The organism is Flavobacterium sp. YO64 (assembly GCF_004119505.1).
Classification (GTDB): Bacteria; Bacteroidota; Bacteroidia; order Flavobacteriales; family Flavobacteriaceae; genus Flavobacterium; species Flavobacterium oncorhynchi.
In genome coordinates this window covers 1-25,208 of record NZ_NRQV01000003.1, presented here as the reverse complement: position 1 = coordinate 25,208, position 25,208 = coordinate 1, and the positions used below count along the sequence as shown (strand labels likewise).

Sequence of the window (25,208 nt, the reverse complement as noted above, 5' to 3'; positions counted from 1 at the left end):
TTTGTTTAAATAAATAACCCCGATTAAGAAATCTTGATCGGGGTTTTGCTTTAAGCTAATTGTAAAGTTGGTATTGAAATTGCGTTTAATTCGGATTTATAAAAATCGAATTGTTTTTTGATTTTTTCTTCTTCAGCTTTAAAGTAAAAAGTAGATGAAAATAGATTTTGATAGTATTCAATTCCATCTAAAATATTTGTTTTAAAAGAATTCCATTTTTTAAGCTGATTTGTGCTTACTTCACCTGAAATTGTTTCAATTTCATTTCTAAAATAATCAACATACATTTTCAATTCTTTCACAAATAAATTAGGACGGTCATTTGTTCTTAAAATTGTTTTTCCTTGATAAATATGCTGTAACATTTCTTTTAATGAAACTTCATGGTCAAAATAAGCCATATTTGGTCCTGGACAAATTACAACGCCTTGCGCTTGACCTTTTATTTTTATATCATTTTCAAGATAAGAAGCATTTGCTAGACCAACACATAAACATGATTTTTCTGTGATTTTGATTTTGCTTTTTTCAAATGCATCAGCAGATAAAGTATCTTTTACATTTTCTAATTCTGCCAATTTTATATCCTGATATTTTTTTGAAGCCGTACAAATTCCATGAGGATCATATTCTTTGCTTAAGGCTAAGAATTTCTTTGGGCATGAACTTCCCGCTTTGTTTTCGTGAATACGTTTTTGTTTTAAGATTTCGTTTGAAGTGCCGCGCAAAGTATTAAACGGAACTCCCAAGGGCGAAATATGACTTAAATACAAATCATCTTCTTTGGCTTTCATCAATAAATTTCGTGTTTCCTGATCTACAGATGTAGCTTCTGGAACTAATAAAAATGGAGTTCCCCAGCCCACAGAATCAACTTTGTAATGGTCTAATAAAAATTCATGCTCCTCAGCAGTTCCAACACCGCCTTGAACCGTAATTTTTAACTCTAAAGGATTTTCTGGAAAAGCTTGATTTTTTAGCTGTAGTGCCTTAATCATTAAATCGTGAGCAGATTGTACCAATTGCTCTTTTTTCTGTCTGAATTCCTCTAAAATAGTCCCTAATAAGAGTCCGTCAGTTGCAAAAGCGTGACCGCCGCAGTTTAATCCAGATTCAATTCGATATTCAGAAACCCAAAGTCCTTTTTTAGCAAGGAAATTACCCTGAATCATAGCCGATCTAAAATCACTTACTTTTAGAATGATTTTCTTTTTTAGTTCGTTTTTTTCATTTGGAAAAAAATCTTTGAAGTTTTCAAAGTAGCTGTACAATCTCGGATTCATTCCCGCAGATAGTACAACAGACGATTCTAAATTACTATTTGCAAAACCTCTTAAAGCTGCGTGAGCGTCATTAAATTCAATTGGAAGCTGTTCGTTTTTAATAAAATTATCTTTGTCCAGTTTTGTCATAATGTTAACGTCAATTTCTCCTGGAAAAAGATGTGATTCAATATAGCTTTGAATGTTTTCTTTAAAAGAAATACCATCATCCAATAAATTCTGGAAACCTTTTTTGATATCAGAAGTATTAGGCAGCATCGACATGAAATTTTCAAGAGCTGTTTTGCTTTCGGCTAATTCAGTTTTAAAAGTTTCAAATTTTTCTTTTACAATTTTGTCAACTAAATTTAAGTAAGAAGTAATTCTTTCAGCGCGATAATCGTGAAATTTCTGACTTATTTCTTCGTATGGAATGTTGAATTTAGTGCTGTAGAAATTACGCATCTTTTCAATTAGATCGTCATCAGCGATTGAAACCACAGACGAAATCCCGTATTGAGCCACTCTTATTGGGCTGTCTATCGTATAGGCAAGTCCCATTACCGGAATATGGAAAGTATGCAAAGGTGTTTTTGTCATTTGTTTTCAGGTTAAAATAAAAGCAAATGAAAAAAAAAATATTTTTTAAAAACCTGATAATTATCAGGTTTGTAGATTGTTTGCCACGAATTATACGAATTCGCGCCATTTTTTTTTCAATCAAGCTCTATGATTAATTTGTGAAAATTTGTGCAATTCGCGGCGGAAAAAGTTTGAGAAACTAAATCAAAATCTTTTTCAAAGACTCTGCGATGCTTCGCCATAGAAAATTATAAAATGATTTTTCCTGAATTCTTTCAATTTCGACATCAGCGGTTTTTGCCTTGTCTTTTGAGTCGTTTTTGACCAATAAATTGGCAATGGCAGATTTGAGTTTGGCTTCTTTTTCAGGCTTTTCCTTTTTATATAATTTCACTTTTAAGTCATCATAATCTAGAGATGCATTTCCTTTTGAGATATTGTCGTTTCCATAGAAATCAAAGCGATATTTATTAAAATTTCCTGTAAAGGAAGCGTTCATATAAGGTTTGCTGAATTTTCCCATAGCGGCAACATTAAAGTTTGAAATAACGCCTTGAATATGAAAACTGTCTTTTTTATCTAAAACATTAAAACTCCAATCAACATCCAGCGGAGAGTTTTTCATGAAAATACATTTCACTTTAATTTTGACATCATCGGTTTTTTTCAATCCAAAACCACTTTTTAGATTGACGGCCTGCAAGTTAAATTTGTCGAAATTTAAAATTCCAGGACCTTTAGCAAAATCAATTTCTTCTTCATAAACTAATTTCGATTTCAGAACTTGTAAAGTATCAATTTGAAGAGGAAATTTAATATTTCGCAATAAATGATTGTAAAGATATTTCTTGCTCAGATCATCTTTTGGCATTTTTCCGCGATAGATATTGGCATCAAAATGATTGATTACAATTGAATTTGCCTTGAAGAAAAAGCGATCGTTTTTAAAACCCCAATTCATTTTTTGCACTTGTGCTGAATCGAATTTTAAGGTATAAATATCTTTTTCTTTGTCTAATCGTTTAATAAACTCTCGTCGATTAAATTGCGGAAGGTGAGAGAAGTTGTTGATTTTTAAAAAGTTTTTCTCGGTACTTATTTTACCAATATTGATATGATAAAAAGCGCTTGGTCTATAAAATAAACTATCAATAACCAATGCATACGTTTTATATTGCAGTGGAATTTTTTCTTTTAAAGTAGCGTCTGTCAGCAGTATTCCTTCTAATTTTAGAATAATTTTTTTGATGCTTAAAATTGGTTTTTCTGTATCTAAAGAAACAACATCTACCGTTCCGTCATTAAGATAGATATTTGAAACAGCAATTATTTTTCGAAAAGGTTCAATGATTTCGGTTTTGATGCTTTTGTTGTTGTTCAATAGTTTCTCGCCTTTTTTGTATAAAATAACCCGAGGTTTATTGATAATTATACTTTCGGCCTGAATAATATCTCTAAAAGCCAAATCCCAAATGTTAAAATGTTTAATTGTAACTGATTCGATTTTAGAAAAAAGCCCGTTTTTACTGTCTTTTGGTTCGTTTTTCGGACTTACTAATAATGTTTGGGCATTGATATTTCGAGAAAAAAGAGAAACTTCAATTTTTTCGTAATTGATGTTGTAAGCCGTTTTGTTCTTTTCGTGAATAATTATTGGAAGCTGTTTTTTGATCCAGTAATTCAGACCAATGTTGATCAGAATTACAAGAATAAAAAGAGAAATTACTCCAATAGCTATTTTTTTATAGACAGACATTTATACTATTGATTTTAAATACATAAATTTAGACTTTAAAAGAGAATGTATTTTACATTATTCTGTTTTTTGGTTACATCATTTTACAAACCCTAATTATTTATACTTTTTGCAAAATATGAGAAGATTTAAAAAATTTCTACTGGTTTTATTAGTACTTGTTGTTGTAATTGGAATAGGTTTATGTGCCTGTATTTTTCATTTAAAACCCAAATATGAAGGAGAATTGCAATTGAAAAACCTTCAAAAAGAAACAACTGTTTATTTTGACGAATACGGCGTTCCTCATATTTATGCCGATTCTGAAAAAGATGCTATGACTGCTCTTGGATATGTTCATGCTCAGGAAAGATTGTGGCAGATGGAATTGCTTCGCAGAATTGCTCCGGGCAGGTTATCAGAAATTTTCGGATCTGTTGCGCTTAAAAATGATAAGTTTTTCTCTGGAATTGGAATTGAAGAAGCTTCGGCAAAAGCCATTTCAAAATTAGACAAGAATAGTGTGAGTTATAAACTAACGCAGGCTTATTTAGATGGAATTAATCAATATTTGGATGAGGGAACTACGCCAATTGAATTTACTCTTGTTGGTGTTAAAAAGCAAAAATTCACTATAAATGATGTCTATAATATTTTTGGATATATGTCTTTTAGTTTTGCAATGGCTCAAAAAACAGATCCATTACTAACAGATATTCGCAATAGATACGGCGCCGCTTATTTGAAAGATTTAGGAATTGAAGGCGAATTTAATACTACGCAGATTAAAAGCTCAAAAGAGAATATTGAAGAGTATACAGCGATTTCAAAATCGATAACAGCTTTATTAGATAAATCGCCAATTCCGCCATTTATAGGAAGTAACAGCTGGGTTGCGGGTCCAAACAAAACGAAGAGCGGAAAAGTAATTTTTGCGAATGATCCGCATATTGGGTTTTCACAGCCTGCAACTTGGTACGAAGCGCATATTGTAACGCCAGAACATGAACTTTACGGTTGTTATTTGGCAGGAACTCCGTTTCCGTTATTGGCACACAATCGAGAATATGCATATGGTTTAACCATGTTTGAAAATGATGATATCGATTTTTATCAAGAAAAGAACAAAACGGGAGATTTAAATCAATATCAAACTCCAACTGGTTTTGCAACTTATGAAGTTAGAAAAAAGACCATTAAGGTAAAAGATACTTCGGATGTTGTTCTAACGATTAAATCAAGTCGACACGGACCAATTATGAATGATTTACTGGATCATTTGGATAAGAAAACTCCAATTGCAATGTTGTGGACATATACGCAGCAGCCTATTCAGATTCTTGATGCTGTTTATGGGCTTTCGCACGCAAAAAATAAAGAGGAGTTTAGAAAAGCGACTCAGTTAGTTGCTGCGCCGGGATTAAATGTGATGTACGGCGATGCTAAAGGAAATGTGGCTTGGTGGGCAACGGGAAAATTGTATAAACATAATAAAGGTGTGAATACGCATTTAATTTTAGACGGCTCAACAGGAAAGGAGGATATTGTAGAATATTTAGATTTTTCGAAGAATCCATCTGCCGAAAATCCAAAATGGGGATATGTTTATTCGGCCAATAACCAGCCAGAAGCAATCGATGGTTATTTGTATCCAGGATATTATCTGCCAGAAGATCGTGCCAAAAGAATTTCGGGGTTAATGGATGCAAAATCAGATTGGGATAAAGAAGCAATCAGCAAAATGATTTACGACAACACTTCTGATGTTGCGGTTGAAACGGTTAAAAATCTGATTTCAAATATTGATCTAAATACTATTTCAGCAGAAGAAAAGGAAGCTGTAAATGTTTTAAAAACGTGGAAAGGAACAACCAATCTGGAAGATGTTGCACCAACGATTTATAATAAATGGGTGTATTTGTATTTAAAGAATACTTTTGAAGATGAAATGGGAGAGGACAATTTTAATTTGTTTTTAGGAATTTCGATAGGAAAACAAGTTATAGCCAATCAAATTAAAAATGAAAATTCAGTTTGGTGGGATAATGTTAAAACTAAAAATGTAAAAGAAACGAGAAAGGATATTGTTGTAAAATCATTTCATGAGACTGTTACAGCACTTCAAAAACAATTAGGAAATACTGTTGTTGATTGGAAATGGGAGAAAGTGCATACAGTTGAACATGAACATCCGCTTGGAAAAGTTGCTGCACTTCGAGGTTTATTTAATGTGGGGCCTTTTGGATCTCCGGGATCAAATGAAGTAATTAATAACTTATTTTTTGGTTTAAACAATGAAGGGAAGTATTATGTAAAAGGCGGCCCATCAACCAGACGAATTGTTGATTTTTCGGATATTGAAAACAGCTGGAGTATTTTACCAACGGGACAATCTGGAAATCCATTTAGTAAACATTACAGCGATCAGGCAGAAATGTACAATGAAGGAAAGTTTAGAAAAATGAAGCTGAACAAAGACGAAATCATAAAAACGTCTACAAAACTAGTTTTAAAACCAAAAGAAAGATAGTTTCAAGTTTCAAGTTTCAGGTTTCAGGTTTCAAGTTGTAAGCTTTAAAAACCTTTGTTCCTTTGCCTCTATGCATCTTTGAACCTAAAAAAACCTTCCCATAAAAACAGTTTTATGGGAAGTTTTTTTTATAATTCTATTTTTTTAAAAGATCGGCTAATACTTTTTTTCCGTTTTCGTTTGTTGGATCAAGCTCTACCGCTTTTTTATAATTAGCAATAGCCGCTTTTTTATCGCCATCAGCTAAATAAGCTTCGCCTAAACTATCATAAGCATTTCCTGATTTTGGAAAAGTTTCTGCGTTGATTTTAAAAACTTCTATCGCTTCTTTCTTTTTTCCAGATTGTAACAATTCATATCCAACTTGGTTCATATCGCCTTCTTTAACAGCATACGAAGGATCATTTTTTAGCTTTTTATAAGTTTCAGTTCCACTCGCAGCTCCCTTTTCATTATAAATATCTAATAAATCTAGTGCCAGTGATTTTTTAGGCTGATTAAAGGACTGATTGTACAAAATAGAACGAATAGCTTTATTCATTTCACCCAAAGCAGTTCCACCCGTATTATTCAATAAAACAACCAAATTTTTATCAGCGGGAATTCGCGAAATAATAGTGTTAAATCCGTTAATTCCGCCGCCATGTTCAATAATGCTTAATTTGCCACTCTCTCCATTTGGCACTTCATAAGTAGACCATCCGTATCCGTAAAAACCATTCCAAGCTTTAATATAAGGTTTAAATAAAGATTCCATGCTTTTTTGGGTAAGCAGTTTATTAGTATAAAGAGCCTGATCCCATAAAAATAAATCTTCTACAGTTGAGTACAAAGACCCAGCAGCGTACGGAAGACTCATGTCAAGATAAGGCGCATTTCTAATTGCTTTTCCTTGTTTTTCGTAACCAGCGGCTCTGTTTTTTAAAATAATATCACTGTGATCGTAACCAGAATTAACCATTTTTAAGGGGGTAAAAATGATTTCTTGTAAATATTGCTCGTATGTTTTTCCTGAAATTTTCTCGATAATATAACCCAATAAAAAATAGCCGGAATTACTGTAATTGAATTTTTCACCAGGAGTAAATTCAAGTGGAAGACTAGAAAACGTTTTTACAAATTCTTCGGGAGTATATGGATTTCGGCTTTTGTCTTTAAAGAAATTTGGAAGCGATGTATAATTTGGAATTCCAGAGGTATGCGTAAGCAACTGATGAATCGTTATTTTGTCGCCATTTGCCTTTGGGTAATCTAGCAAATAGGTTGTAATAGGAACATCTAGTTTTATTTTTCCTTCTTCGGCCAGTTTTACAATTAAAAGCGCCGTAAATTGTTTACTGATAGAACCCAGTCTAAATTTAGTGTCAGTTTGATTTGGAATATTCCATTCCATATTCGCGGAACCAAAACCTTTCTTGAAGATTACTTTTCCGTTTTCTGCTACCAAAGCGGAACCGTTAAATTGCCCGTACTCATTATATTTTGCTAAAAGCTGCTCGATTTGCTGTGCTTTATTCTGAGCAAAAAGGCTTACTGTAAAAAGAAGCAGCAAAGCAAAGACTGCTATAGATTTGATTGATTGTTTCATGATTAATGATAAGGATTAAGATTAATGAATAATTCGTTTTTGATTGATGATTGAAACTATGTAACGTATTTTATTTTAGTAAGTTGTGTTTTTATTACAACGTTTTTCCAAAAAAAAGATACCGTTAAAAGGTTAGACGATTGATTTAGATTTTGGTTTCAACATCAATCATTTTTTTTCATTTTATTTCAAATCAAGACGAATTTTGAGCATAAACATAAAGATGCTATTAGAGGTTTATGCTCGTAACTAACAATTCGTTTTACCTACCATTAATTATTTTGAACTTATTTAAATTGATCTGTTGAGTGTAATTAATTTTAACACATAGAAATATAGATTTTGGTTTCTCATAAAAGGCGTTTCAATTAATTGAAATTAACATAACATGCTTATGTGAAAGAAATGTATTCCTTTTTTGTATTCTTTTTGTAGGCAGAAAACCTATGCTTCTATGTGTTTAAAAAAAATATTTAGGATCAGACGAGAGTAATTACATCCAAAGGGTTTTAATTATATGATTTTGCTTATCAGCAGTACTATAAGAATAAGTAGTTTGATCATAATATTTTAGAATTAAAGCATTACTTCGTTTCGATATCAATTATTTTTTGACCATTTTCGCCCAAATAATGATTTACTATTTTCTCATAAACTTTGTAACCATCATCAACATTGGTAAAAATGATTAAACCCTGTTTTGTTTTTGGAAGCAAAATAAAAATAGTCTGAACACCTTTATCAGCACCGCCATGTGATAAAGCATAATCATTATTTCCTAAATCGTAGATTTCAAAACCAAGTCCGAAGTATTTGTTTTTCTTCGTTTCAACCTGATGTGAAGTCATGTCGTCAAAGACTTTTTTACTCAAACCCTCACTATTCATTACGCTGCATAAAAATTTACCATAATCTTCAATAGTAGTTAATAAATCATCGGCAGCGTTTGCTGTTTTGTTTTTGGTTGGTTCGTAAGCATTTCCTTTATTATCATAGCCAATCGCATATCTAGAAAGATCTACTTTATCATTCCAAACCAATTGAGTGTCTGTCATTTTTAGAGGCTGAAAAATTAATTCATCCGCTAATTGATCTAGTGTTTTGTGAAACTTTTTTTCAAGAGCTTTTCGTAAATATTCTAATCCTTCGCCAGAATATTGGTATTTAGTTCCAGGCTTAAATTTAAAATCCAGCTTACCAGATTCGTTCATAAATCTCCAATTCGGAAAACCCGTTTGATGGCTTAAGATAATTCTTGTAGTTAAAAGTTTTGTGTTCGGATCCTTTGCAATATCCGGATCAGTCCAATATTTATAAAGCGGTTCATCTAAATCCCATTTACCTGAACTTACTAATTTTAGCGTTACAATTGCAGTTATAGGTTTAGTTAAAGAGGCAACATTCCAAATGGTATTATATGGTGCCGAAATATCTTTTTTAAGTTCGCCAAAAACCTTAATCTGTTTCAGTTTTCCGTCCGTAATAACTCCAATTCCTAAAGTTGGAATATTATTTTCTTTGAGCCATTTTTCTGTTTCCTGTTCACTATCAAAAAGATCTGTTTTACCTGCTGTAGAGCTTGTCATTTGATGGTTATAACTCAATGATCTTGCTAGTTTCCATTCTTTGTTTTTCAACAGCCAAAGATGTGTGAATTTGGCATAACTACCTGCTTGCTCTGGTTTCCCCGCAGTATATTCATAAAAGCGATGCATTCCCATTTGTATAGCGCCATATAAAATACCATTTTTAAACAACGGATAAACCTCAGTACTTCCGTCAATTAATTCTCTTCGATAATTGTATTTTTTTGTTGGAGAACAGATTCCATTTTTTAAATTTTTTAAAAATTGTGCTTTATCCGAAATACTGTCTTTGTCATGATAAAACTCAAAATCTTCAGTATAAAGATTTTCGAACTGTTTTACATCGCAAGTATTAAAACCAACATTAAACAGAAGACTGTCTTTTGACATAATAGTTTTGTACAAGGCTGAGGTTTTATCTTCTTGTGAAAGCCCAATTTGGGTTTGAAAAAGTAAAATTCCAATTAATAGAATTTTTAATTGAAATAAAGTGCGTTTGATTTTCATTTTGTGATTGATTGATGATTAATGATTTGGCAAAAATAATTCAAACTCTAGTTCACAAAATTGTACAAATGCGAAAACTTATCTTTTTTGTGATAAAAAATAAGAATCGGGCTTAAACATTTTTGGAGTTGTTTTAGTTACATCCTTAAATTTTTTTATAAAATGCGACTGATCAAAGTATTTGTTATAAAGCGCAACTTCTGTCAAACTCAGTTTTTCCACATCAGTATTTATCATTTGATCTACTGATTTCCGGAACTTCAAAATCTGAATGTATTTTTTAATAGTAAGTCCTGTCGCAGTTTTAAACTTAATTTGTAATAAACGCTGTGAAGATTTTAACTCTTCACTAATTTCCGAAACCGAAATATCTTCTTCTTTGCTTTTTACAAATTCGCATATTTTTTCAATTGCATTTTTGTCAGGATTCAAAACATTTAATTCTTCAAAATAAAGATTTAGAATTTTTAAAAATTCGTCAATATCAAAATTTGTTTTAACGTTAAAAGGCAATTCTTGTGCATTAATTTTGACGATAGAATCGGCAGAATCAGTTAAATCATATTTTGGAAACATCGATAATGCCCAAGTATGAAGCTGAACAATAGTAACTTTTGTTTTGGGCTGAATATGAACTAAAACTTTATTGGTCATTTGCGAGCAAAAGTAAATTCCTTCGCTCATTTCGTATTTGTTTTTACTAGTGTGAACCTCAATTATATTTCCAGTTACAAATGCAAGATTAAAACAGCCGTTTGGTAAAACAAGTTTGTTCTCGATCAGGCTTTCGCCGATGCTGTTATCCAAACACCAAACTTTATTGACAAACCTTTCCGCTTTTTGACTTACGTAATGTTCTGAGTATAATTGCATTGTAGGATTTGTCTATTTGGTATTTATCATCTTAAAAATCGCAGACTAAAATAAGATTTTTTCTATTACCATAATATTTTAAATAAACTCTCCAAAATAATCTCGTTTAGTATTTTTCCATTCCTCCAAAATTATACTGTAATAAACATCGTCTTTGCTGTTTCCTTCAGAATCGATATAATTATTTCTAAACAAACCTTCTTTTAAAGCACCTAGTTTTTCAATCGCTCTTTGCGATTTTTCGTTTTCTAGATCTGCACTGAATTGTATTCTTTTAAATTGAATTTCTTCGAAACCAAAATTTAGTAATTCATATTTGCAGGCTTTGTTTAAACCAGTTCCCTGAAAAGCTACTCCGTACCAAGTCCAGCCAATTTCACATTTTTGGCTCGCATGGTTTAAATAACCGTAACGTGTACTTCCGGCAACTCGATTTGTTGCTTTATCTATAATTAGGAATGGATAACAAATTCCGTCAGCTTTTTGTTTTAATGTATTTTGAATGTAACTTTCGAAATCTTGATCATTTCGAACATACATTCCCATGTATTTCCATATTTCATCATTAAAAATAATCTCTTTCAGTTCGATGTTTCTTTTATTCTCAAACGGAATTAATAATACTTTTTCGTTTTCTAGAATAATTTCTGATTGTAAAATTTCACTGTTCATGATTTTAATTTAAAGATTGATGTTAAAAAGGAAGAACTAAAGTAATTGTTTAATTCTTTTTAATAAACCAAGTAAAATAACATTTTGTTATATTTTTTTAAGCCGTCAGAGATGAGGTTTTTATAATGACATAATTAAATGGGTACATTCGCTTTTTTAAAATAAAAGATTATAAAAGCTCTGTCAAGTAGTGCAAGAGCAAATAATTCATTTATTTTAAAGCTTATGTACAATTATTACTTATTTTTACGACCTTATATATTAGATTTTCCCTGATGCAAACTTCACTAAAAATTGCTGTTGTAGGTTCTGGACTTGTAGGATCGCTGTTGGCAATTTATCTTAAAAAAGCAGGTCACACCGTTCATGTCTATGATCGAAGCCCTGACATTCGCAAAATAAATTTCTCTGGTCGTTCTATTAATCTAGCAATGTCTAACCGCGGTTGGAAAGCGCTGGATGCAGTTGGAGTTGGTGATGCAGTTCGAGAAATTGCAATTCCGATGGACAAACGTGCAATTCATTTGGTAGATAAACTCAATTTTCAGAATTATGGTCAAGAAGGCGAATCAATTTATTCGATCTCAAGAGGGAAACTAAATCGCGAAATGATTGATTTGGCCGAAAATGCTGGAGCTGAATTTCATTTTGAGCAAAAAATATGGGATGTTACGCTGAGTGATGCGACTTTGCATATTGGTGAAAGCGAAAGAGGCGAGTGGGAAGAGCGAAAATATGATATGGTTTTTGGTGCCGATGGTGCTTTTTCGAGAATCCGCCACAGAATGCAGCGTCAGAGCATGTTTAATTATTCGCAGGAATTTTTAAATATGGGTTATAAAGAATTGAATATCCCAGCAAATGCTGATGGAACACATAAATTAGATAAAAATTCTTTTCATATTTGGCCGCGAGGCGAGTATATGTTAATCGCGCTTCCTAATCTTGACGGAAGTTTTACCTGTACTTTATTTATGCCTTTTGAAGGTGAAAATTCATTTGCATCATTAACGGATCGCAAAATGGTAGAAGATTTTTTTGAGAAAAACTTTCCAGATTCTATCGAAGTAATTCCAGAACTGGCAAATGATTTCTTTAAAAACCCAACCAGTACTTTGGTGACGATGAAATGTTTTCCGTGGACATACGAAGATAAAATCGCTTTGATTGGAGATGCCTGTCACGCTATTGTTCCGTTTTACGGACAAGGAATGAATGCCGGTTTTGAAGATATTACGGTTTTGAATGAGATGATGGAAAAATTTGGAGACGACTGGAAAAAGATTTTCTCAGAATATCAAATTTCAAGAAAACCAAATGCAGATGCCATTGCCGAACTTTCATACCGAAATTTCATGGAGATGAGTACCAAAACGGCAGATGAAAAATTCTTATTGCAAAAGAAGATTGAAAAAGTCTTTTCAGATAAACACCCAGAAAAATGGATTCCGCTTTACAGTCGAGTTACTTTTAGTGATCGTCCTTATGCCGAAGCTTTGGCAATAGGAGATTTCCAAAACGGAATTATGGAAGAAGTTTTAAAACTTGATAATATCGAAAATATCTGGAACACTCCTGAAGTTGAGAATAAAATTCTGGAGCTGTTGCAAAACGAATAATTTTTTAAACCATATAAGTTATATAAGTCTATATAAGATGCTTTGCGCATAAACTTAAATGAACTTATATAACTTATATGGTTTTGTTTTTTTTTCTACTTTTTAAAGATTTTACTCAAAACTCCAAAAACACCTCTTATAAAGGTAGCGCTTGTTACAACTTTCAAAACTGATTTTGTAACTACTTCTGTAGTGCTTGGTTCTGCTTTTGAAGATTTTGTTGGTGTTTGCTCTTCTTGCTCGGCAGCAGCTTGAGTTGCGTCTTCAATTTTTTTGGTCAGAATTTCATAAGCACTTTCGCGGTCAATTTCTTCACTATATTTTTTAACGAGTTTAGATTTGCCGTTTATTTCTTCGATTTCCTCTGCAGATAATATATCCATTCGGCTCATTGGTGCACGCATCATAGTTGCAACAAGCGGCGTCGGAATACCTTTTTCGTTCAAAGCGGTAACTAAAGCCTCCCCAATTCCTAAACTTGTCAATAATTCATCCGTTTTATAATAGTCCGAAGTTGGATAATTGTCAGCAGTCTTTTTTATTGCTTGACGATCATTTGCTGTAAAAGCTCTAAGGGCATGCTGAATTTTTAAACCTAATTGTGCCAACACACCGCTTGGAACATCCATTGGGTTTTGCGTAACAAAGTAAACACCAACACCTTTAGAACGAATTAACTTTACTATAGTTTCAATTTGTTCTAGAAGCGCTTTGCTTGCTTCATTGAAAATTAAATGTGCTTCATCAATAAAAATGACTAATTCAGGTTGTCCTGAATCTCCTTTTTCTGGCATTTTTTGATAAATTTCGGCTAAAAGACTTAACATGAAAGTCGAGAATAATTTTGGTTTATCCTGAATATCTGTTAAACGTATAATGTTTACGTAGCCTTTACCGTTTTCATCAATTCGCATTAAATCGTCAGTCTCAAATGACAATTCTCCAAAAAACAAATCACCGCCTTGTTGTTCCAGTTCAATTATCTTGCGTAGAATTGTTCCAGTTGTTGCCGTTGAAATCTTGCCATAGTTTGCTGCGATTTCATCTTTACCCTCTTCCGTAATATAATTGATTACTTTTTTGATGTCCTTTAAATCCAATAAAGGCATTTGGTTATCATCGCAATACTTAAAGATTACTGCAACAACTCCAGCCTGAGTATCATTTAAATCTAAAATCCTCGAGAATAAAACGGGGCCAAATTCAGAAACCGTAGCGCGTAAACGAACTCCGTCTTGTTTAGATAATGACATTAATTCAACAGGAAATGCTGCTACATTATAAGGTACATTTATTTTGGCATGACGCTCGGTAATAAAACCTTCTTCTTTTCCTTCTTTAGCAATACCACTGAAGTCACCTTTAATATCCATCATTAAAACAGGTATTCCAGCATTTGATAACTGTTCAGAGAAAACTTGGATTGTTTTAGTTTTTCCTGTTCCGGTTGCGCCTGCTATAAGTCCATGGCGATTTAAAGTCTTTAAGGGAATTTTGACATGAGCTTCTGCTATGGCTTCTCCGTCTAAAATGGCGCCGCCTAGTGTGATTGTATCGCCTTTTGCTGAATAACCGGTATTTATTTCTTGAATGAAATTATCTTTTTTATTCATGTTTTTATTTGTAATTTAGATGATTGTAAAGGTTTTGTTTGTGTTTTAACAGTTTAAACGCTGTTTTTTTAGTAGGAAAAAGCGGTTTTTGATTGAAAAGTACATAAAAAATAATTTCGCAGTTTTTTAAGAAGATTTTAAAGGAATGTTTGAATATTTACTAAAACGTTGTAATTTTTTTATAATTCGCCCTTTTTTTTGTTTTATCATAAAAACAACGCCTGCAAATTAATGCGATATTTTTTGTTTTGACGTTAAATTTGCTTCAATAAAATTAAAAAAAGTTTTTTTATTTAAACTAAAAATATAAATTTGCTCCTCTACAAGTTAAATATAACTAAAAAATAAAAATTATTTAAAACTATTAAAATTAAAAAAAATGGCAAACGTTAAAGTTAAAAAAGAAAGCACTTCAAACGGAGGAGGAATGATTACTGGAATCATTATTGTAGCGTGTATTTTAGTTGGGGTGTTTATTTGGAAAGTAATCATGGGTAGCCCAGCTAACTTCGAGGGAGGTAACCCAGAGACAGGTCACCCAATCAATACTCTAGGTATGGTATACAAAGGAGGTTTCATTGTACCAGTATTATTAGGTATGCTTTTAATGGTTGTTGTTTTTTCTATTGAAAGATTCATTGTTATCGGTAAAGCAGCTGGAAAAGCTAACTTAGATAAATTTATGAAAAGCGTTCAAGGAAGTATTAAAGAAGGAAACATCGAGGCTGCTATCGCTTCATGTGACAAACAACAAGGTTCAGTTGCAAATGCAATTAAATCTGCTTTGATTAAATATCAAGATGTTAAAAAAGAAGGATTCAACAGTGAAGAAGCTTCAGAAGTAATCCACAAAGAAATTGAAGAGGCAACTTCATTAGAAATGCCAATGTTAGAGAAAAACATGACTATCATCTCTACTTTAGTATCATTAGGAACTTTAGGAGGATTATTAGGAACAGTATCAGGTATGATTAAAGCGTTTGGTGCGTTAGCTTCTGCTGGAACTCCAGATCAAGCTGCTCTTGCAACAGGTATCTCTGAGGCACTTATCAACACTGCAACAGGTATCTCGACTTCTATCTTTGCAATTGTTTCTTACAACTTCTTTACAGCTAAAATTGACGATTTAACTTACTCTATCGATGAGGCAGGTACTACAATCGTAAACACTTACAGAAAATTCAGAGGAAGCTTGAAGCAATAATTAGTTTTTAATTATTACTATAATTACAATTAATTATTTCACAATAAAATAAAAGAGAATGGCTAAAATAAAAATGAAAAAAAAGTCATCATCGACAGATATGACTGCCATGTGTGATGTTGCGTTCCTTTTGCTTACGTTCTTTATTTTGACCGCTACTGCTAAGGTGCCTGAAGCATTGCCTGTTGATATGCCTTCTTCTACTGTACAAAGTAAATTACCAGATTCTGATTTGGCAATTATTACCATTGGTAAAGGAGCAGACGGAAAGAGCAAAGTGTTCTTTGATATCAAAGGAAGAGAGCTTCGTAAAAGAAGTCTTGAAGGTATGGGTGCAAAATTAGGCGTGACTTTTTCAGAAGATGATAAAGAGAAATTTGCTTTAATGGATGACTTTGGTGTTCCTTTAGCAAGTTTAAAGCAAATCATCGACATGAAAGCTGCTGATAGAACTAAAGCAAATCAACCTGGAATTCCAATCGATTCTTTGGATAATCAATTAAAAGAGTGGCTTCTTGTTTCAAGAAGAGCTGCAATCGACCTTGATGATAAAGAATTGCAGATTGCAATTAAAGGAGATGCAAAAGAAGAGTATCCTAAAATCAAAAAGATTATGGATATTTTACAAGATCAAAAAATCAATTCCTTTAACTTAGTTACAGGTATGAGAGGAAAAGACTTTTAATTAAAAAAGATACACTAAAATGGCTGAATTAAATACCGGCGACGGTGGTGGCGGAAAAGGTGGTAAAGTAAGAAGTAAAAAGCAGAATTCAAAAGTCGATTTAACGGCAATGGTGGATTTGGCATTCTTATTGATCACATTCTTCATGTTAACCACATCGTTGTCAAAACCTCAATCGATGGATTTGTCTCTGCCAGATAAAGATCCGGATGATAAAACACCTCCTGTTAAAGTAGATGAAAATCGTACGATGACTGTAATGTTAGGTGAGAACAATAAAATGGTTTATTATATGGGATTATTGGCAACTCCTAAAGTTGGTCCAAAAGATATCGCATATGGTAAAGACGGTATTCGTAGAGAATTATTAAAGCAAAAGAAAGAAGTTTTAGCTTATTCTGCAGCTTTAGGAAAACCTAAGAATGGAATTATAGTAATCATCAAACCAACTAAAAAATCAAATTATCGTAATTTGGTTGATATGTTAGATGAGATGGCTATTACAGGAGTTGATACTTATGCTATTGTTCCAGAGTTTACGCCAGAGGAAACAAAATTGATAGATAAACAATAATTGTTGTCTTGTTTGAACATCCTAATAATCAAGAAAAATGAAATTAGATATTATAAAAAATCAGTGGCTTGATATCGTATTCGAAGGACGTAATAAGATATATGGTGCATATGAGCTAAGAAAAGCAAACGGAAAAACTACGGTAAAAGCGCTTATCATAGGTTCTGTTATTTTCAGTTTAGCTGTTGCTGCTCCTCTTATTGCTAGCTTTTTGCCAGATTCTAGTACAGAAGATGCGAATACAGATATTAAAATTGCAACAGTAAAATTACCTCCTAAGAAAAAAGAGGAGGTAAAACCAAATGAACCGCCACCACCACCACCACCACCAAAAGTGGATCAGGTTAAGTTTGTGAAGCCGGTTGTTGCTAAAGCGAATGAAGTAACTGAAGATCCTCCAAAAATTGAGGAACTTAAGGACAAAAAAGTTGGTGCAGAAACTATCAAAGGAGATCCAGATGCAGTTTTAACTGTTGATGAGCCGGTAGGTAAAGGACCAGTTTCTCAGGTAGTAGAAGAAGATAACAGTGTATATAACACAGCTGGTATCGAAGTAAAACCTGATTTCCCTGGAGGGATGGAGAAATTCTACAAATTCGTAGGAAACAATTATAAAACTCCAGAAGAAGAAGGTTTAAAAGGTAAAGTTTACGTTACGTTTGTAGTTGAAAAAGACGGTTCATTAACCGACATTAAAGTTTTAAGGGATATCGGTTACGGTACAGGAGCAGAAGCAATTCGTGTTCTTAAAAAATGTCCAAAATGGACTCCTGGCGAGCAAAATGGTAAAAAAGTTAGGGTTCTTTACTCTCTGCCTATTACTATTCAATCTGCAGAATAATGTTAAAAGATATGCTTAATAATATTCAGAAGAAATCGCTCAAAGAGCGATTTCTTCTTGTTTTAGGAATACTGTTTTTTTTAATATATCTTGTGCTTGGTTTAATGATCATGTTTTGGGAAAAACTTCCGTTAGACATGGAGCCAAAATACAGATATGCTTTTGGCGGATTGCTTATCGTTTATTCAGCAATACGTTTTTTAAGATTAATTAATTCAAACGCAGAATAATTATGCTGAAATATAGTAAGTTTTTAGGTCTGGTGGTTTTTGTTTTTTTGTTTGCCATGTGTAACCAAAAAAGTAAGAATGAGTCTGGTAAAGAAACAATTTTGAAAGGGTCGTTAGATATTGCGGTTGACGAAACGGTGAAGCCGATCGTTGATGATCAGGTGGCTGTTTTTGAGGGTACTTATTATGGCGCTAAAATTAATGTTAAGCCAGAATCTGAAGCAGAGGTAATAAATGATTTGTTAAATCAGAAAACTAAAGTGGCAGTAACGGCAAGAAATTTGTCTCAAGAAGAACTTGCAAGGTTTGAAAAAAGTAAAATAAAACCGCGTGTAACTCCTTTTGCAACTGATGCAATTGCTTTTATTAAGAGCAAAAACAATAATGATACATTAATTGCGTTGAAAACGGTAATTGATTTTATGCAGGGTAATTCTAATACAGGGATTAAAGGTCTTGTATTTGACAACCCAAATTCTAGTACAGTTCGATTTATGAAAGAATTGGCTAAAGTTAAAAATGTTCCTTCACAAAACGTTTTTTCATTCAAAACAAATGAGGAAGTAATTAAGTTTGTTTCTGAAAATGACGGAATGATTGGTGTAGTGGGAGTTAATTGGTTGTCACAGCCGTCTCCAAGTATGGTTGACATTGTGAAAAAAATTAATGTTTTAAGCGTAAAAGGATTAAACAGTAATGAGTATTACAGTCCAACACAAAATGATCTTGCTGAAGTAAAGTATCCTTTGGCACGTGAATTGTTTATTATAAACTGTCAAGGATATAATGGTTTAGGAATGGGCTTTGGTTCGTTTATCGCCGGAGATATTGGACAGCGAATAGTTTTAAAATCAGGGTTATTACCGATAAAAACACCTGGTAGAAAACTTCAAATAAGAAATGAACTTTTAAAAGATAACGAATAAATTAATTACACTAAAGATGAATAAATTTAAAATTTTCAGTCTTGCATTTGTCGCATCAGCTTCTGTTGTAAAAGCGCAAGATGTTAAAGAAGCTAAGAAGGCAGTTGATGCTGAGCAATTTCAAAAAGCAAAATCATTGCTTAAATCAATTATCAAAGATAAACCGTCTGATGGTGAAGCAGATTTCATTTTAGGAAACGTATACTTAAATCAAGGAGTTGCTGATTCAGCTAAAATTTATTATTCAAAAGGAATTGAAGCATCAGATAAGAAAAACTTAAACTATATTGGTTTAGGACAATTAGAACTAGATAATAAAAATACTGCTGGAGCTCAAGCTAATTTTACTTTGGCTACTAAAGATATGAAACGTAAAGATGTAGATGAATTTATCTACATTGGTAAAGCATATACTAATTCAGTTAATCCTGATTATACAAATGCTGTTGCTAGTTTGAAAAAAGCATTGTTGATTGATCCTCAAAATGCAAGTGCACTTTTGGCTATTGGTGATGCTTATTATGGAGCAAATAATCAAAATGAAGCTTACAAAGCTTACCGTGATGCTTTTACAGCAGATCCTACACTTTTGAGAGCTAAAATGCAATTAGGAGTTTTATTAAAAGGTGCAAAATCATACGATGAAGCGATTAAATCTTTTAATGAAGTTATCGCTTTGAATCCAAATTATGGTCCAGTTTATAGAGAGTTAGCAGAGACTTACTACAAATGGGGAAGAAATAAACCTTCTACAGCAAAAGTTAACTTACAGCATGCAATCACAAACTACGAGAAATACTTAAGCTTAACAGATTATTCTTTAGATTCTAAAATGCGTCACGCAGATTTCTTAATCTTGGTAAAAGATTATAAAAGTTTAGAAACTGTTGCTAATAAAATGATCGCTGAAGACAAAGTTAATCCTAGAATTTTTAGATATTTAGGTTATGCAGCTTATGAGAACGGTAATGTTGAAGTAGCAATTAAATCTCTAGAAGACTACGTTAAAGTTCCTACTAATAAAGTTATTGGAAGTGATTATATGTATTTAGGTTTGTCTAAAATTAAAAAAGGGACAAATGCTGAAGGTGCAGTAGATCAAGCTTCATTTGATGCTGGTATTGCTGATATTAAAAAGGCAGTTGAATTAGAGCCATTAGTAGTTGAAGAACTAAATGAATTAGGAAAAGGATTGTTTGGTAAAAAACAATTTGCACAAGCAGCAGCTATTTTTGAATTTGGTGCTCTTAATAAAGAATCTAAAAATTATTTAGATGATAATGTTTATTATGGTATTTCAGTTTACTATGCAAACGCAAATAAAACTAATGGAGCAGCTGATGCAGCTCAATTAGCTAAAGCTGAAGAAGCTTTTGATAGAATTTTAGTTGCTTCTCCAACTTATGATGAAGCTTACCTATATAAAGGTAGAATCAACAACTTGTTAGAGAAAGATGATTTAATTATCAAAAACTACGAAGAATATATCACAAGAACCACTGCAAAAGGAGCTGAAGAATTGGCTAAACCTGCTACAGTGAAAAAAATGATTGAGGCTTACAATAGTATTGGCGCAAGTTATGCTAATACTGATAAAGTAAAAGCAGTTGAGTATTTTAATAAAACTTTAGTTTTAGATCCAGCAAACGCTTACGCTTCGCAATCAGTGAAAGCTTTAAAATAATATAGCTTTAAAGTAATTTATAAAACCCGATAGTTCAAAGTGAACTATCGGGTTTTTTTGTTCCGTATTTAATTGACTATCTTTGCACTTTAAATTAGAATAATGTTATCAAAAGAAATACAATTAGAAGTAAATAAAGGAGCAATGCTGCCTTTGATGGAAGAATTTTATACCATTCAAGGAGAAGGATTTCATACTGGTACTGCTGCTTACTTCATTAGAATTGGAGGTTGCGATGTTGGGTGTCATTGGTGTGATGTAAAAGAAAGTTGGAATGCAGAATTACATCCTCCAACAGGTATTGAGGTAATTGTTAATAATGCTGCGACATATGCGAACACTGTTGTTGTGACAGGTGGAGAGCCTTTGACTTGGGATATGACATTGTTGACGAATAAACTAAAAGAGAAAAATCTTAGAGTTCATATTGAAACTTCTGGAGCTTATCCGTTATCAGGAACTTGGGATTGGATTTGTCTTTCGCCTAAAAAGAATAAACTGCCAACTCAAGATGTTTATGAAAATGCTCATGAGTTAAAGGTGATTATTTATAACAAGCATGATTTTATTTTTGCAGAAGAACAAGCTGAGTTGGTAAATGATAATGCAATCCTGTTTTTACAGCCAGAGTGGAGTAAGAAAGAAGAAATGACGCCTCTTATTGTAGATTATGTTATGAATAATCCAAAATGGAGAGTTTCATTACAAACGCATAAATATCTAAATATACCATAAATAAAAAAATCTCTTCGAACGAAGAGATTTTTTTGCTTTAGAGTGATTATTATATCGGCTATTGAAAAAGTAAATGATTACTTAATTCCAGTTTTTGTATTTTTTCAATGCTATGATATGGTTTAAATGATGGTTTCCGTGCCAGGCATACATTCCAATAATTTGCTTAATCCTATATTCAGAATTGTTTTCAGGATGAATGAAGGATTTTTCAAGATCAAGTTCCGATAAGTTTTTCATGATATAGGTCAATCTATAATGTAATGCTAACAGTAAATTTAATGATGGTGCGATAGGCATCATTTTGCTGTCGGGCAGATCAGACCACAGCGTTTCATCATAAGCTTTTATAACAGGATTGTTTTCTGTTAAAGCCCATTTAATTCTAATATAGCAATTCATATGGCTTTCCGCGCAATGATGAATTACTTGGCGAACAGTCCATCCGTCAGGTCGATATGGTGTATCCAGTTGTTCGTCGTTTAAGTGAATTGTTTCTTGTTTTAATCTTTCAGGAAAAGCTGCAATTTCCTCAATTTTATGAGAAATATATTCAGATGTATAAGTGTCGGGAATTGTAAATTTACCTATAGGATATTTTAATTTTTCTAGATCTAAATTTTCCATTGGTCAAAATCGTTTAAGTTATAGAGTAAGTTTAGCTAAATAGTCGTAATGATCTCCTTCCAAAACTAATTCGCATTTTAGTCCATTCGCATTGGCGGCATTTTGAAGTGTGTTGTAATCTAAGTACAGCCAATCAAAAGTATCTTCTTTTTCTCCTTTGTAGGATATATTAAAAGTCAGTTCTCCATAATAATCATTATTTGAAGGGATCCATTTTCCTCCATCCTCATCTTCGTCAAACATATATATAATGTCTGAACTATCAAGTAAAATCTGTCCAGACGGATTTAAGAGAGATTTTAACTTTTTTAAATACTTGTTGCAGTTTTCTAATTTTCCAAAAATACCGGTTCCATTCATCAATAAAATAATCGTGTCAAATTTTTCTCCATCAAAATCTAATATATTTTGAACCTGAGCATTTTTTAATCCGCGTAATTTGCAAGTCTCAATTGCTTTTTCCGAAATATCAATGGAAGTAACATTTAAATTGCGATCATTTTGTAATGACAAACTATGGCTTCCGGCGCCGCATCCTACGTCTAATGTTTTTCCATAAGCTAATTGCAATGCTTTCTGTTCTAATTTTGGCATTTCGTTATAAGAACGGAATAAATATTCAATGCTCATTTCGTCTTCTTCAGAAATTGAAGTTTCAGTTATAATATCTTCTGGAGAATTATTGGTTTGGAAATCGTAGATCGCTTTCCCAAAAAGATCTTTCATAGTATTTTAGTTCAAAGTTTGAGGTTTCAAGTTTAAAGTTGTTTAATTTTGCCGATCAACTTTAAATTTTAAACTTGAAACAAATTTTAAATAACTTAAATAAGTTAGCCAAAGATAAGCATATCGAAAACAAAAAGTATTTTGATAAGCTTAAAAAGAAGCAACCAAAGAATTTAGATTATGTAATGCAGGATTTGCATGATGCAGAGTTTAAAAAAACGGATTGTTTACAGTGTGCTAATTGTTGTAAAACAACGGGGCCATTGTTTACTTTGGCTGATATTGAAAGAATCTCAAAATCATTTAGGCAAAAACCGCAGCAATTCATAGATCAATACCTTCGAATTGATGAAGATAAAGACTATGTTTTGAAAAGTGTTCCCTGTACTTTTTTGGATAATGAAAATTATTGTATGATATATGATGTACGACCAAAAGCATGTAGAGAGTTTCCGCATACAGATCGTAAAAAGTTTCATCAAATCTCAGATCTTACATTAAAAAATGTTGCGATTTGTCCTGCTGCCTACAATATTGTAGAGGAAATGAAGAAAAAACTTCCGCTGTAAAGAGTAGGAAGTTGTTTTAGTGTTTTTGAATTATTCATTTTCGTTTTTTTAAACGTATTTTTGAATAATTAGAATAAGAAAAAAATTAAACGTTTAAATACGAACTGATAAATTGAATTTAGAATATTTTATAGCTAAAAGACTTATAACTGCCAAAGATTATAAAAGCAGTATATCGGCACCTATTATTAAGATTGCTATTTCTGCTATTGCAATTGGAATGATCATGATGATTATTTCTGTCGCAACAGGAATTGGTTTGCAGCAAAAGATACGTGAAAAAGTTTCAATGTTTAATGGGCAGATAATAATTTCTAATTTAGATAATAATAACTCTGAAGCAACTTTAACTCCGATTTTAAAGACTGAGAGTTTTTATCCAAGTTTTAAATCGATTCCAGAGGTTAGTCATATTCAAGCCGTGGCTAGTAAAGCTGGAATTATTAGAACGGAAAATGCTTTTGAAGGAATTATTTTTAAAGGTGTTGGATCAGATTATAAATGGGAGAATCTAAAAGAATATTTAGTTGAAGGGCATTTGCCAGATTTTTCAAAAAAGATAAATGAAGATGTTATTATTTCGAAGTTTTTGGCTAATAGGCTTAATTTAAAATTAGGAGATAGTTTTAATACCTTTTTTATAAAAGAAGAAGAGGGAAAATTGCCAAATAGTCGTCGATTTAAAATTGTTGGGATATTTACTTCGGGATTTCAGGATTTTGACGCTACTTATATATTAGGAGATATTCGACATATTCAGCGAATTAATAAATGGGAGCCTGACCAGATAGGAGCATTTGAAGTTTTTGTGAAAGATTTTAGTAAAATTAAAGAAACTGGTAATCAAATCTATGAACAAATACCGCCAAACTTAGATGCGAAAACAATAACAGATAAATATAGTTATATTTTTGATTGGCTTCAGTTGTTCGATTTTAACATAGTTGTCATTCTTGGTATAATGATTTTGGTTGCGACTATAAATATGGTTGTAGCATTGTTGGTTCTTATTTTAGAGCGCACGCAAATGATTGGAATTTTAAAAGCTTTAGGCGCTAATAATTGGGTTGTTCGAAGAGTTTTTCTGTACAACGCATTTTACTTAATAGTACGAGGATTGTTTTGGGGTAATTTAATTGGAGTTGCTCTGTTGTTAATTCAGCAGCAGTTCGGGGTTGTTCAGCTTAATCCTGAGAACTATTATGTGAATCAGGCACCGGTGTATTTAAATTGGGGATATATTGTATTGTTAAACTTGTTGACGATTTCAGTTTGTTTTTTAGTCTTAATAGTGCCTTCATATTTGATTACAAAGATTTCTCCTGTAAAGGCTATTCGTTATGACTAGCTTCTAATTGACTTTAAAAACAAACCCGGCAAATTCTCAGAGTTTGCCGGGTTTGTTTTTATACATATATATTAAGTATAAAACGAGACTTTAATATATAAGAGAAGGTTTGTTTTATTTTGGGGAAGCTGAAACAGTTTCGGTATTAGTATTTATAAGCAGCTTTTTCCTTTTATCAGGGCTGGGGTATGAGTTATTAAAGGAAATAACAGGTGGAAAAGAAGAATTAGGTTCTTTTAGAGATCAAATATGCTTTAAAAAGGGTTTGTAAATCTTGGTTTTTCATTAAAGAACCGCCAAAAAAAGCTAAAAACTCCTCAAAAGAGGAGTTGTAAAAAGGCCGAAAAATAAAGAAAATGCAGTGAAAAGAAGAAAAACCGCACAAGGGATCAAAAAAGATTGATCTGTAAAGAATCTGTTATCAGTGAGTTAAGAAATAAAGTAAAAAAATATTAAAAAAACTTTGCAAAAAGTCTTGTTTAAGTGAATAAA

21 protein-coding genes are annotated in these 25,208 nt (G+C 32.3%); 12 read left to right on the top strand and 9 right to left on the bottom strand.

All coding sequences use genetic code 11. The features are described 5' to 3' along the window. Positions 1–50 precede the first annotated feature (50 nt). Both BOW57_RS02730 and BOW57_RS02725 read right to left on the bottom strand, forming a co-directional pair. Positions 51–1,862 carry a hypothetical protein gene (locus tag BOW57_RS02730; RefSeq protein WP_129052963.1) on the bottom strand — a complete coding sequence of 604 codons (1,812 nt, stop codon included), beginning with the start codon at positions 1,860–1,862 and terminating at the stop codon, positions 51–53. Positions 1,863–2,043: 181 nt separating this feature from the next. After that, complete coding sequence (locus BOW57_RS02725; protein WP_129052962.1) at positions 2,044–3,600, bottom strand: hypothetical protein; 1,557 nt, start codon at positions 3,598–3,600, stop codon at positions 2,044–2,046. A 118-nt stretch (positions 3,601–3,718) separates the two neighbouring features. Here BOW57_RS02725 and BOW57_RS02720 point away from each other — a divergent pair, with 118 nt between their 5' ends. After that, positions 3,719–6,109: a penicillin acylase family protein gene (locus tag BOW57_RS02720; RefSeq protein WP_129052961.1), complete on the top strand. Its 2,391-nt coding sequence runs from the start codon at positions 3,719–3,721 to the stop codon at positions 6,107–6,109. A 136-nt stretch (positions 6,110–6,245) separates the two neighbouring features. On the opposite strand, the gene BOW57_RS02715 is transcribed toward BOW57_RS02720, so the two are convergent. The 4 genes from BOW57_RS02715 to BOW57_RS02700 all read right to left on the bottom strand — a co-directional run bounded on the left by BOW57_RS02715 (position 6,246) and on the right by BOW57_RS02700 (position 11,335). Continuing rightward, positions 6,246–7,697, bottom strand: coding sequence for a serine hydrolase (locus tag BOW57_RS02715; RefSeq protein ID WP_129052960.1), 1,452 nt, complete (start codon positions 7,695–7,697; stop codon positions 6,246–6,248). 584 nt (positions 7,698–8,281) lie between these two features. Further along, positions 8,282–9,790, bottom strand: coding sequence for a serine hydrolase (locus BOW57_RS02710; RefSeq protein WP_129052959.1), 1,509 nt, complete (start codon positions 9,788–9,790; stop codon positions 8,282–8,284). A gap of 78 nt (positions 9,791–9,868) precedes the next feature. Then, on the bottom strand, positions 9,869–10,663 hold the full coding sequence (locus BOW57_RS02705) for an AraC family transcriptional regulator (protein WP_129052958.1): 795 nt from the start codon (positions 10,661–10,663) through the stop codon (positions 9,869–9,871). A gap of 78 nt (positions 10,664–10,741) precedes the next feature. Continuing rightward, on the bottom strand, positions 10,742–11,335 hold the full coding sequence (locus BOW57_RS02700) for a GNAT family N-acetyltransferase (RefSeq protein ID WP_129052957.1): 594 nt from the start codon (positions 11,333–11,335) through the stop codon (positions 10,742–10,744). Between the two features lie 275 nt (positions 11,336–11,610). Between BOW57_RS02700 and BOW57_RS02695 the strand changes: the two genes are divergently transcribed. Beyond that, entirely contained in the window at positions 11,611–12,954 is a 1,344-nt protein-coding gene (locus tag BOW57_RS02695; RefSeq protein WP_089054249.1) for an NAD(P)/FAD-dependent oxidoreductase, read from the top strand. A gap of 95 nt (positions 12,955–13,049) precedes the next feature. Here BOW57_RS02695 and BOW57_RS02690 read toward each other — a convergent pair whose 3' ends face one another. Continuing rightward, positions 13,050–14,567 (bottom strand): helicase HerA-like domain-containing protein, encoded by a 1,518-nt coding sequence (locus BOW57_RS02690; protein WP_129052956.1) that lies wholly within the window; start codon positions 14,565–14,567, stop codon positions 13,050–13,052. Between the two features lie 379 nt (positions 14,568–14,946). Here BOW57_RS02690 and BOW57_RS02685 point away from each other — a divergent pair, with 379 nt between their 5' ends. From BOW57_RS02685 to BOW57_RS02650, 8 genes are all read left to right on the top strand, one after another. After that, positions 14,947–15,771, top strand: coding sequence for a MotA/TolQ/ExbB proton channel family protein (locus BOW57_RS02685; protein ID WP_089054247.1), 825 nt, complete (start codon positions 14,947–14,949; stop codon positions 15,769–15,771). A 58-nt stretch (positions 15,772–15,829) separates the two neighbouring features. Next, on the top strand, positions 15,830–16,456 hold the full coding sequence (locus BOW57_RS02680) for a biopolymer transporter ExbD (protein ID WP_089054246.1): 627 nt from the start codon (positions 15,830–15,832) through the stop codon (positions 16,454–16,456). Between the two features lie 19 nt (positions 16,457–16,475). Continuing rightward, entirely contained in the window at positions 16,476–17,030 is a 555-nt protein-coding gene (locus BOW57_RS02675) for a biopolymer transporter ExbD (RefSeq protein ID WP_089054245.1), read from the top strand. A gap of 37 nt (positions 17,031–17,067) precedes the next feature. Further along, positions 17,068–17,871, top strand: a complete 804-nt coding sequence (locus tag BOW57_RS02670) for an energy transducer TonB (RefSeq protein ID WP_089054244.1) — start codon at positions 17,068–17,070, stop codon at positions 17,869–17,871. Next, the gene (locus tag BOW57_RS02665; protein WP_089054243.1) at positions 17,871–18,101 is read left to right on the top strand and encodes a hypothetical protein; all 231 of its coding nucleotides are present in this window, start codon (positions 17,871–17,873) and stop codon (positions 18,099–18,101) included. Before BOW57_RS02670 ends, BOW57_RS02665 begins: the two co-directional genes overlap by 1 nt. Before the next feature lie 2 nt (positions 18,102–18,103). Then, complete coding sequence (locus BOW57_RS02660; protein ID WP_129025692.1) at positions 18,104–19,027, top strand: PstS family phosphate ABC transporter substrate-binding protein; 924 nt, start codon at positions 18,104–18,106, stop codon at positions 19,025–19,027. Positions 19,028–19,043: 16 nt separating this feature from the next. Continuing rightward, a complete protein-coding gene (locus BOW57_RS02655) occupies positions 19,044–20,711 on the top strand; it encodes a tetratricopeptide repeat protein (RefSeq protein WP_129052955.1) in 1,668 nt (555 codons plus the stop codon). Between the two features lie 102 nt (positions 20,712–20,813). Then, positions 20,814–21,446 carry a 7-carboxy-7-deazaguanine synthase QueE gene (locus BOW57_RS02650; protein ID WP_129052954.1) on the top strand — a complete coding sequence of 211 codons (633 nt, stop codon included), beginning with the start codon at positions 20,814–20,816 and terminating at the stop codon, positions 21,444–21,446. A gap of 81 nt (positions 21,447–21,527) precedes the next feature. On the opposite strand, the gene BOW57_RS02645 is transcribed toward BOW57_RS02650, so the two are convergent. Both BOW57_RS02645 and BOW57_RS02640 read right to left on the bottom strand, forming a co-directional pair. Next, positions 21,528–22,073, bottom strand: a complete 546-nt coding sequence (locus tag BOW57_RS02645) for a YfiT family bacillithiol transferase (protein ID WP_129052953.1) — start codon at positions 22,071–22,073, stop codon at positions 21,528–21,530. 18 nt (positions 22,074–22,091) lie between these two features. Further along, entirely contained in the window at positions 22,092–22,799 is a 708-nt protein-coding gene (locus tag BOW57_RS02640; RefSeq protein ID WP_129052952.1) for a bifunctional 2-polyprenyl-6-hydroxyphenol methylase/3-demethylubiquinol 3-O-methyltransferase UbiG, read from the bottom strand. Positions 22,800–22,873: 74 nt separating this feature from the next. Between BOW57_RS02640 and BOW57_RS02635 the strand changes: the two genes are divergently transcribed. Further along, positions 22,874–23,368, top strand: a complete 495-nt coding sequence (locus tag BOW57_RS02635) for a YkgJ family cysteine cluster protein (protein ID WP_089054237.1) — start codon at positions 22,874–22,876, stop codon at positions 23,366–23,368. Positions 23,369–23,480: 112 nt separating this feature from the next. Next, positions 23,481–24,716, top strand: coding sequence for an ABC transporter permease (locus BOW57_RS02630; RefSeq protein ID WP_129052951.1), 1,236 nt, complete (start codon positions 23,481–23,483; stop codon positions 24,714–24,716). Positions 24,717–25,208: the final 492 nt, after the last annotated feature.